At 72.4% G+C, this 8,881-nt stretch carries 9 protein-coding genes; 6 read left to right on the top strand and 3 right to left on the bottom strand.

All coding sequences use genetic code 11. The annotated features are described in order from the left end of the window. Positions 1 to 3 precede the first annotated feature (3 nt). Genes AW16_RS0102815 through AW16_RS0102805 form a run of 3 tightly spaced genes read left to right on the top strand, consistent with a single transcriptional unit; the run spans position 4 to position 1,582 of the window. Positions 4 to 792, top strand: coding sequence for an isoprenyl transferase (locus AW16_RS0102815; protein ID WP_029288021.1), 789 nt, complete (start codon positions 4 to 6; stop codon positions 790 to 792). Positions 793 to 836: 44 nt separating this feature from the next. Further along, positions 837 to 1,193: a VOC family protein gene (locus AW16_RS0102810; protein WP_029288019.1), complete on the top strand. Its 357-nt coding sequence runs from the start codon at positions 837 to 839 to the stop codon at positions 1,191 to 1,193. Then, a complete protein-coding gene (locus tag AW16_RS0102805; RefSeq protein ID WP_029288017.1) occupies positions 1,190 to 1,582 on the top strand; it encodes a hypothetical protein in 393 nt (130 codons plus the stop codon). The genes AW16_RS0102810 and AW16_RS0102805 overlap by 4 nt, the downstream gene beginning before the upstream one ends. Here the strand turns inward: AW16_RS0102805 and AW16_RS0102800 are convergent. Beyond that, the gene (locus tag AW16_RS0102800; RefSeq protein ID WP_051681603.1) at positions 1,568 to 2,119 is read right to left on the bottom strand and encodes a DedA family protein; all 552 of its coding nucleotides are present in this window, start codon (positions 2,117 to 2,119) and stop codon (positions 1,568 to 1,570) included. The genes AW16_RS0102805 and AW16_RS0102800 overlap by 15 nt on opposite strands. A gap of 125 nt (positions 2,120 to 2,244) precedes the next feature. Here AW16_RS0102800 and AW16_RS0102795 point away from each other — a divergent pair, with 125 nt between their 5' ends. Beyond that, positions 2,245 to 3,630 carry a glycine--tRNA ligase gene (locus AW16_RS0102795; protein WP_029288014.1) on the top strand — a complete coding sequence of 462 codons (1,386 nt, stop codon included), beginning with the start codon at positions 2,245 to 2,247 and terminating at the stop codon, positions 3,628 to 3,630. 9 nt (positions 3,631 to 3,639) lie between these two features. Here AW16_RS0102795 and AW16_RS0102790 read toward each other — a convergent pair whose 3' ends face one another. After that, positions 3,640 to 5,358, bottom strand: a complete 1,719-nt coding sequence (locus AW16_RS0102790; RefSeq protein WP_029288012.1) for a thiamine pyrophosphate-dependent enzyme — start codon at positions 5,356 to 5,358, stop codon at positions 3,640 to 3,642. Next, a complete protein-coding gene (locus AW16_RS0102785; RefSeq protein WP_051681602.1) occupies positions 5,355 to 6,914 on the bottom strand; it encodes an FMN-binding glutamate synthase family protein in 1,560 nt (519 codons plus the stop codon). The genes AW16_RS0102790 and AW16_RS0102785 overlap by 4 nt, the downstream gene beginning before the upstream one ends. Before the next feature lie 167 nt (positions 6,915 to 7,081). Here AW16_RS0102785 and AW16_RS0102775 point away from each other — a divergent pair, with 167 nt between their 5' ends. Both AW16_RS0102775 and AW16_RS0102770 read left to right on the top strand, forming a co-directional pair. Beyond that, a complete protein-coding gene (locus AW16_RS0102775) occupies positions 7,082 to 8,044 on the top strand; it encodes an ABC transporter ATP-binding protein (protein WP_029288008.1) in 963 nt (320 codons plus the stop codon). Further along, on the top strand, positions 8,041 to 8,823 hold the full coding sequence (locus tag AW16_RS0102770) for an ABC transporter permease (protein WP_029288006.1): 783 nt from the start codon (positions 8,041 to 8,043) through the stop codon (positions 8,821 to 8,823). The genes AW16_RS0102775 and AW16_RS0102770 overlap by 4 nt, the downstream gene beginning before the upstream one ends. The last annotated feature ends 58 nt before the right edge of the window (positions 8,824 to 8,881 follow it).

The raw sequence follows: 8,881 nt of genomic DNA, 5'->3' as shown, positions 1-8,881 counted from the left end.
GCCCTGCCCGCACCCGCCGCGCGCCCCGTCCCGCCGCCTCCGCACCCCTCCGGCGCCGTCGCCCCCAGCATCCCGAAGCAGTTCGTGCCTCGCCACGTGGCCGTCGTCATGGACGGCAACGGCCGCTGGGCCAACGCGCGCGGGCTGCCGCGCACCGAGGGGCACAAGGCGGGCGAGGCGTCGCTGCTCGACGTGGTCGCCGGTGCCATCGAGGTGGGCGTCGAGTACGTCTCGGCGTACGCGTTCTCGACCGAGAACTGGTCGCGCTCGCCCGAGGAGGTGCGCTTCCTCATGGGCTTCAACAAGGACGTGCTGCGCCGACGCCGCGACGTGATGAACAGCTGGGGCGTGCGGGTGCGCTGGGCCGGGCGGCGTCCGCGGCTGTGGCGCTCGGTGATCTCGGAGCTCGAGGAGGCCGAGCGGCTGACGGCGGCCAACACGACGTGCACGCTGACGATGTGCGTCAACTACGGGGGCCGCGCCGAGATCGCGGACGCCGCTGCCGCGATCGCGCGCGACGTCAAGGCAGGCCGCCTCGACCCGGCGCGCGTGAGCGAGAAGACCGTCCAGCGCTACCTCGACGAGCCCGACCTGCCGGACGTCGACCTGTTCCTGCGCTCGTCGGGCGAGCAGCGGACGTCGAACTTCATGATCTGGCAGGCGGCGTACGCCGAGCTGGTGTTCCTCGACGAGCCGTGGCCCGACGTGGACCGCCGCCACCTGTGGCGTGCGGTCGAGGAGTACGCGCGGCGGGACCGACGGTACGGCGGCGCGGTCGACAAGCCGACCTGACGAGAGCCGTGACGCGTGTCGGAGGGGCGCGCTAGGTTCCCCGCATGACGATCTCCCTGGGCATGGTCACGTTCGACACCACGGACGCACCCGCGCTCGCGCGGTGGTGGGCACGTCAGACGGGCGGCACGGTGGACTCCGCGTACGGCGACGGGTTCGTGCTGGTCCGGGCGGTCGACGACGGACCGGTCCTCGGTTTCCAGCAGGTGCCGGACCCGACGCCCGGCAAGAACCGGGTGCACCTCGACCTGGCGGCACCCGACCGGGAGGCCGAGGTCGAGCGCCTGCTCGCGGACGGTGCGACGCTCGTCGCGCGGCGCGGCACCGACGACTTCCCGTGGGTCGTCCTGGCCGACCCGGACGGCAACCAGTTCTGCGTCGCCCAGGCCGACGACGCGTGACGGCGCTGCTGCCTCTGCTCGACGTCGTCGTCGCGGCCGTCGCTGCGGTGACCCTCGTCGCGGCCGCCGTGCGCGGTCGGCTGACGTCGACGCGTGCTGTCGCCGGCGTCGGTGCCCTCGTCGCGGCCGTGCTGAGCACGGTGCTCCTGCGCTCCGCGCCGTGGGGACGCGGCGGGTGCGCCGACGACGTGCTCACGCTCGTGACCAGCGAGATCGACTGGTCGGGGCCGGGCGGCCCGCCGCGCGGGTGCACGGGCGCGCACGGGCAGGCGTCGATCGCGTGGTTGCTCGGGCTGGCGGCGCTCGTCGTCGTCGTGCCGCTCCTCGTGGACGTCCTCGGCCGCTCGACCGCGGCACGGACCACGGACGGGGGCTCAGTCGGCGGGTGACAGCACCTCGGCACGCCGGGTCAGCCTGCGGTGCGTCCACCACGCGAGCCCGGCCGCGAGCAGCACGACCACGGCCAGCAGCGCGGCCGGGTTCGTCGCGAACAGGCGGACCGCTCCCCACACCGCGCCGAGGCCGACGGTCGACCACACGACCGCCCACGCGAGCGCCCCGGGCACCGTGGCGAGCGTGAAGCGTCCGTACCGCATGCCGATCAGCCCCGCCGACGCGAACACGGCGGTCTGCACGCCGATCGTGACGAACGCGAGTATCACGGCGTAGGCGCCCCATCGCCGCACCAGGTCGAGGCCCTTGCGGGCGGCGCGCGTGTTGGTCCAGCCCTCGAGGTGCTCGAGCATCGAGCGCCACCACCCGAAGCCGCCGTGCGATCCGTTGACGGTGCGTGCGCCGCGGGTCACGCCGCGCCCCGCCCAGTAGATCGCGTGGGAACGGGCCATGGCGACGAGGAACAGGACGCCGACCGCGATGCCGATCGACGTCGAGCCCAGCCCGAAGGTGCCGAGAGGGTCGTCGTCCACGCGGGCATCGTACGAGGTCGTGGTCGCCCCCGGGCCGGTAGCCTGGACCGTGTTCCCCCGCGGCACCCGGTCGCGGTCGTCCGCCCGCCGCACCCAGCAGCGGGCCCACCTCCTGGAGTGATCCCGTGGCTGCACCCTCCCGTCTGGACGCCGTCGTCTCCCTCGCCAAGCGGCGCGGGTTCGTCTTCCCGGCCGGCGAGATCTACGGCGGCACGCGCTCCGCGTGGGACTACGGGCCGCTGGGAGTCGAGCTGAAGGAGAACATCAAGCGTCAGTGGTGGCGTTCGATGGTGACGAGCCGTGACGACATCGTCGGCCTCGACTCCTCGGTCATCCTGCCGCGTCAGGTGTGGGTGGCCTCGGGCCACGTGGGCGTGTTCACCGACCCGCTCACCGAGTGCCTGAGCTGCCACAAGCGGTTCCGTGAGGACCAGCTGGTCGAGGAGTTCGAGGAGCGCAAGGGCCGCGCGCCCGAGGGCGGTCTCGCGGGCGTCAGCTGCCCGAACTGCGGCACCAAGGGCGAGTGGACCGAGCCCCGCGACTTCAACATGATGCTCAAGACGTACCTCGGCCCGGTCGAGGACGAGTCCGGTCTGCACTACCTGCGGCCAGAGACGGCGCAGGGCATCTTCGTGAACTTCAAGAACGTCTACACCGCGGCGCGCATGAAGCCCCCGTTCGGCATCGGCCAGATCGGCAAGTCGTTCCGCAACGAGATCACGCCCGGCAACTTCATCTTCCGCACGCGCGAGTTCGAGCAGATGGAGATGGAGTTCTTCGTCGAGCCCGGCACCGACGAGACGTGGCACCAGTACTGGATCGACGCGCGCACCGACTGGTACACCGACCTCGGCATCAGCCGCGACAACCTGCGCCACTACGAGCACCCGGCCGAGAAGCTGTCGCACTACTCGAAGCGCACGGTCGACATCGAGTACCGGTTCGGCTTCCAGGGCAGCGAGTGGGGCGAGCTCGAGGGCATCGCGAACCGCACGGACTTCGACCTGTCGACGCACACCGAGCACTCGGGCCAGGACCTGTCGTTCTTCGACCAGGGCAAGAACGAGCGCTACGTGCCGTACGTCATCGAGCCCGCCGCGGGCCTGACGCGCAGCCTGATGGCGTTCCTCGTCGAGTCGTACACCGAGGACGAGGCCCCGAACACCAAGGGCGGTGTCGACACGCGGGTCGTGCTCAAGCTCGACCCGCGCCTGTCCCCGGTGAAGGCCGCGGTGCTGCCGCTGTCGCGCAACGAGAACCTGTCGCCCAAGGCGCGAGACCTCGCGGCGGAGCTGCGCCGGTACTGGAACGTCGACTTCGACGACGCCGGCGCGATCGGTCGGCGCTACCGGCGCCAGGACGAGATCGGCACGCCGTTCTGCATCACCGTGGACTTCGACACCCTCGACGACCAGGCCGTGACGATCCGTCACCGCGACGACATGAGCCAGCAGCGGGTCGCGCTGGACCAGGTCGTCGGTTACCTCGCGCAGCGCCTCGTCGGGGCCTGACGTCCGGCCTCAGCGCGAGCGGAGGACCTCCTTGGACTTCGCGATGGCGAAGCCCCAGCCCTGCGCGAGCGTGGGCTTGGGAGGTACGGCGATCTCGTCGGGGTTGGTGACGACGTCGAGCAGGACGGGACCGTCCTGCTCGAACGCCCAGCGGACGGCCTCGTCGAGCTCGTCGGGCTCGGTGACGCGGCGCCCCGCGAGGCCCATCGAGACGGCCACCGCCGCGAGGTCGGGGTTGTCGAGGTCGGTGCCGAACCGGGGCAGGCCGCCCTGCTCCTGCTCGAGCCGCACCATGCCGAGGCTCGCGTTGTCGAACACGACCACCACGACAGGCAGCCGGTACGTGACCGCGGTACGCAGGTCGCCGAGGAGCATCATCAGGCCACCGTCGCCCGCCATCGCGACGACGGCCCGGCCGCGGTCGAGGGCCTGCGCGCCGAGCGCCATCGGCAGCGCGTCGGCCATCGACCCGAGGTTGTAGGAACCGACGAGCCGGCGGGCGCCGCGCATCTCGACGAACCGCGCGAGCCACGTCGTCGACATCCCGGTGTCGCTCGTGAAGATCGTGTCGTCGGGCGCGTGCCTGTCGACGATTGCGGCGAGCGCCTCGGGACGGATCCGGTCGTCGGGGTTGTCGAACACCGCCCGCACGCGCCCGACGAGGCTCGAGTCGTGCCCGGGGTCGACGAGGCGCGCCTGCTCGTCGCGCCATGCGGCGTACCGGGAGACCGCGGCGTCGAGGTGCTTGCGGTCCTGCGACCGCTCGAGCAGGGGCAGCAGCGCGTCGAGCGTCGTGGCGGCGTCGCCGACGAGCGCGTGCTCGACCGCCACGCGCCGGCCGACGTGCTCCGCCCGTGCGTCGAGCTGGACGACCGTCTTCCCGGTGGGGTACCAGTCGCGGTAGGGGAAGTCGGTGCCGATCATCATCAGCACGTCGCAGTCGTCCATGGCCTTCGCCGCGGCGGGGTTGCCCAGCAGACCGGACTGGCCCACCTGGAACGGGTTGTCGGCCTCGAGGCGTTCCTTGCCCTTGAGCGTGACGACCATGGGGGAGGCCAACGCGTCGGCGAGGGCGAGGACCTGGTCGCGCGCCCCGCGTGCGCCGCACCCGACGAGCAGGGTCACGCGAGCGCCCGCAAGCACCCCCGCGACCCGTTCCACCTGGTCGGGTGCCGCGGCCGCGGGCTCGGCGGGCCGCGCGAAGACCGCGGGCGTGGCGTCGGGGGCGTCGACCCCACCGACGTCGCCTGGCACGGTGAGCACCGCCACCCCGTGCTGCGCATATGCCGCGTCGACGGCCTGCGTGACGAGGTGCGGGAGCTGCTCGGGCGACGTCAACGTCTCGCGCCACACCGCGACGTCCGCGAAGAGCGCACCGTTGTCGACCTCCTGGAAGAAGTCGGTGCCGATCTCGGCCGTCGGCACCTGCCCGCAGATCGCGAGCACGGGCGTGCGTGACTTCTTGGCGTCGTAGAGACCGTTGAGCAGGTGGATCGAGCCGGGACCGACGGTCCCCATGCAGACCCCGATGCGGCCTGTGAGCTGCGACTGGGCGCTCGCCGCGAACGCCGCGACCTCCTCGTGCCGCACGCCGACCCACTCGATGCGCTCCTCGGTGCGGATCGCGTCGGTGAACGGGTTGAGTGCGTCGCCGACGACGCCCCACACCTGCGTGACGCCGTGGTCGGCCAGCGCTGCGACGACGTGCTGCGCGACGGTGGTGCTCATGCCTGCTCCTTCCAGGGGTGGCCGCCGGACGCGACCGGCCCGAATCGGTCCGGGGAGGCGGCCGCCCAGTCGTCTGCCCACGAGGCCGGAGGCTGCGCGAGCAGCTCGCCCGGCCGCAGCCACTCGTAGATCTCCGCGTACGACTGCACGCGGGTCGGTGACACGCGCCGCTGCAGGTGCGCGGGCGTGACGTCGACGGGATCGTGCACGCCCATCGCCGCCATGAGCCGCATGGCCTCGGCGACCGTGGACCGCTGGTAGCGGTGCACGCGCTCGCCCTTGTCGCCGACGTCGACGGCCCGCGCGCGCCAGGCGGTCTGCGTCGCGACGCCGCTCGGGCACGTCCCGGTGTGGCATCGCTGGGCCTGGATGCAGCCGACGGCCATCATCATCGCGCGCGCCGAGTTCGTGTAGTCCGCACCCTGGGCGAGACGCTTGACGAGGTCGGCGCCACCCGCGACCTTGCCGCTCGCGCCGAGCCGCACGCGGTCGCGCAGCCCCGCTCCGACCAGCGCGTTGTGCACCGTCATGAGGCCGTCCGTCAGGGCCATGCCGACGTGGTCCTCGAACTCGATCGGTGCGGCCCCGGTCCCCCCCTCGGACCCGTCGACGATGATGAAGTCGGGCGCCGTGCCGACCTCGAGCATCGCCTTGCACATCGCCAGGACGTCGATGCGGGAGCCGACGCAGAGCTTGAACCCGGCCGGCTTGCCGCCGGACAGCTCGCGCATCCGCGCGACGAACTCGACGAGCTCGGCCGGCGTCGAGAACACCCGGTGCGCCGACGGGCTGACGCACTTCTCGCCCGCAGGCACCTGACGTGCCGCCGCGATCTCCTTCGTCACCTTCGCCGCGGGCAGCACGCCGCCGATGCCCGGCTTCGCGCCCTGGCTGAGCTTGAGCGAGACCGTCTTGACCTGGTCCTTGGCGGCGGTGTCGGCGAACCTCGTGGCGTCGAAGCCGCCGTCGTCGGTGCGGCACCCGAAGTACCCCGTGCCGACCTCCCACACGAGGTCGCCGCCGTGCTCCTCGTGGTACCGCGACAGGCCGCCCTCGCCGGTGTCGTGCGCGAAGCCCCCGAGCGCGGCGCCCCTGTTGAGGGCGCGGATCGCGTTGGCGGACAGCGCGCCGAAGCTCATCGCCGAGACGTTGAGCAGCGCCATCGAGTACGGCCGTGCGCAGTCCGGTCCGCCGACGAGGACGCGCGCCGGCTCGTCGGGGGGCTCGAGCGGCGTCGTGGAGTGCACGAGGTACTCGTGCCCGAGCTCGTTGACGTCGAGCTCCGTGCCGTACGGCTTCTCCTCGTCGACACCCTTCGCACGCTCGTAGACGAGCGAACGGGTGTCCCGGTCGAACGGGCGACCGTCCCAGTCACGCTCGACGAAGTACTGCTGCAGCTCGGGCCGGATGTCCTCCAGCAGGTAGCGCAGGTGGCCGACGAGGGGGTACCTCCGCAGCACCGAGTGCTTGCGCTGCAACGAGTCCCACGCGGCGAGCCCCCCGGCTGCCGCAGCCCCCGCCGCGATCACGATGCGCGCGGTCCTGGTCGTCGTCATCGTCGGACCTCGAGCTCAGGTGTCACGGGAGAGCCTCTCGTCGGGGGGTTCTCGCACGATCTCACCGGCCTGCTGGGCCTGCACGGTGAGCAGCCATGACATCCGTCATGCCGACGTCGTGACGCGCGACGGGGGAGCGGGGGACCGCGCGCCGTCAGGATCGAGCCATGACAACCACCGAACTGTTCGACCCCCCGGCCACGGGGACGCTCGCCCTGGACCTGCGCGGCCTGCGCAAGTCGTTCGGCACCGTGCGTGCCGTCGACGGCCTCGACCTCGCCGTCCGCCCCGGTGAGGTCGTCGCGTTCCTCGGGCCCAACGGCGCGGGCAAGACGACGACGATCGACATGCTGCTCGGTCTCGCGCAGCCCGACGAGGGCGAGGTCCGCGTGCTGGGCCTCGAGCCCTCGGACGCCATCGCCGCCGGCCGCGTCTCGGCCGTGATGCAGAGCGGCGGGCTGCTCAAGGACCTCACGGTGGCCGAGACTGTCCGGCTCACGGCGTCGTTCTTCCGCACCTCGCGCTCCGCCGCCGAGGTGATGGAGCGGGCAGGCATCTCCGAGATCGCCGACCGCCGCGTCGGCAAGTGCTCCGGTGGGCAGCAGCAGCGCCTGCGGTTCGCGCTCGCGCTGCTCCCGGACCCGGACCTCATCGTGCTCGACGAGCCGACGACCGGGATGGACGTCGAGGGGCGCCGCGACTTCTGGAACGCGCTGCGCGCGGACGCCGCTCGCGGTCGGACGATCCTGTTCGCGACCCACTACCTCGAGGAGGCGGACGCGTACGCCGACCGCATCGTCCTGGTGAGCCACGGCCGGATCGTCGCCGACGGGTCCGCGGCCCAGGTCAAGAGCCTCACGTCGGGCCGTGTCGTGTCCGCGACGGTCGACGGTGCGTTCGACGAGGCCGCGCTGCGGGCGCTGCCCGGCGTCGGCGACGTCGAGCTGCGGCGCGACCGCGTGATCGTGCGGACCACCGACTCCGACGCCGTCGCGCGGCACCTGCTGACCGCCACCACCGCACGCGACCTCGAGATCGCGGCGCGCGGCCTCGAGGACGCGTTCCTCGCCCTCACCACGGATCGCACCGACGAGCCGGCCACCTCGCAGACCCCCGGGAGCCTCGCATGAGCACCCTGACCGCCACCGCCACGGCGCCCGCCGCCGCGACCGCACGGACCTTCAGCCTCACCTACCTCGCGGTCGAGCTTCGCCGCCTGCTGCGCAACCGGCGCACCGTGATCTTCACGCTGATCATGCCGCCGGTGTTCTTCCTGCTGTTCGGCACGGTCGACAGCTACAAGACCGAGTCGGTCGGCCACGCGAACGTCACGGCCTGGATCATGGTCTCGATGGCGCTGTACGGCGCGCTGCTCGCGACGACGAGCGGTGGTGCGAGCGTCTCCGTCGAGCGCGCGCAGGGCTGGACGCGCCAGCTGCGCCTGACCCCCCTGCGCCCCGCGGTGTACGTCGCGACGAAGGTCGCGGTCGCGATGGTCCTCGGGCTCGCGGCCGTCGTCGTGACCGCGGTCGTCGGCTTCCCGGCCGGTGCGAGCGGCGACACCACGCGCATCGTCGAGTCGCTCGCGCTCGCATGGGTGGGCTCGGCGGTGTTCGCCGCGTTCGGTCTGTTCATGGGCTACCTGCTGCCGTCGGAGAACGTCATGCAGATCCTCGGCCCGGTGCTCGCGCTGCTGTCCTTCGCCGGTGGCCTGTTCATGCCGCTCGGTGACGGCGTGTTCGCGACGATCGCCAAGTTCGTGCCCACGTACGGGCTCGCCGAGATCGTGCGCGGCCCGATCACGGGCGGCGACGTGTCGCCGTGGGCGGTCGTCAACGTCGTCGCGTGGGGCGCGGTGTTCGTCGTGGGCGCGGCCTGGCGGTTCCGCAAGGACACGGCACGCGCGTGAGCCTGGAGGTGCGTCGCGGCCGACCCGCTCCTGCGGGTGCGGCCGCGACGCGGTGCCC

Origin of the sequence: Cellulomonas sp. HZM (assembly GCF_000708885.1) — a bacterium.
In the GTDB taxonomy this organism is placed as follows: Bacteria; Actinomycetota; Actinomycetes; order Actinomycetales; family Cellulomonadaceae; genus Cellulomonas.
Note: the sequence above shows the minus strand (reverse complement) of the source record. Positions and strands in the feature narration are given on the sequence as shown.

Coding starts and splice junctions, on each gene's coding strand:
- AW16_RS0102810 (WP_029288019.1), top strand. CDS start 837: ATGACGATCTCCCTGGGCATGGTCACGTTCGACACCACGGACGCACCC.
- AW16_RS0102790 (WP_029288012.1), bottom strand. CDS start 5,358: ATGAGCACCACCGTCGCGCAGCACGTCGTCGCAGCGCTGGCCGACCAC.
- AW16_RS0102785 (WP_051681602.1), bottom strand. CDS start 6,914: ATGACGACGACCAGGACCGCGCGCATCGTGATCGCGGCGGGGGCTGCG.
- AW16_RS0102775 (WP_029288008.1), top strand. CDS start 7,082: ATGACAACCACCGAACTGTTCGACCCCCCGGCCACGGGGACGCTCGCC.
- AW16_RS0102770 (WP_029288006.1), top strand. CDS start 8,041: ATGAGCACCCTGACCGCCACCGCCACGGCGCCCGCCGCCGCGACCGCA.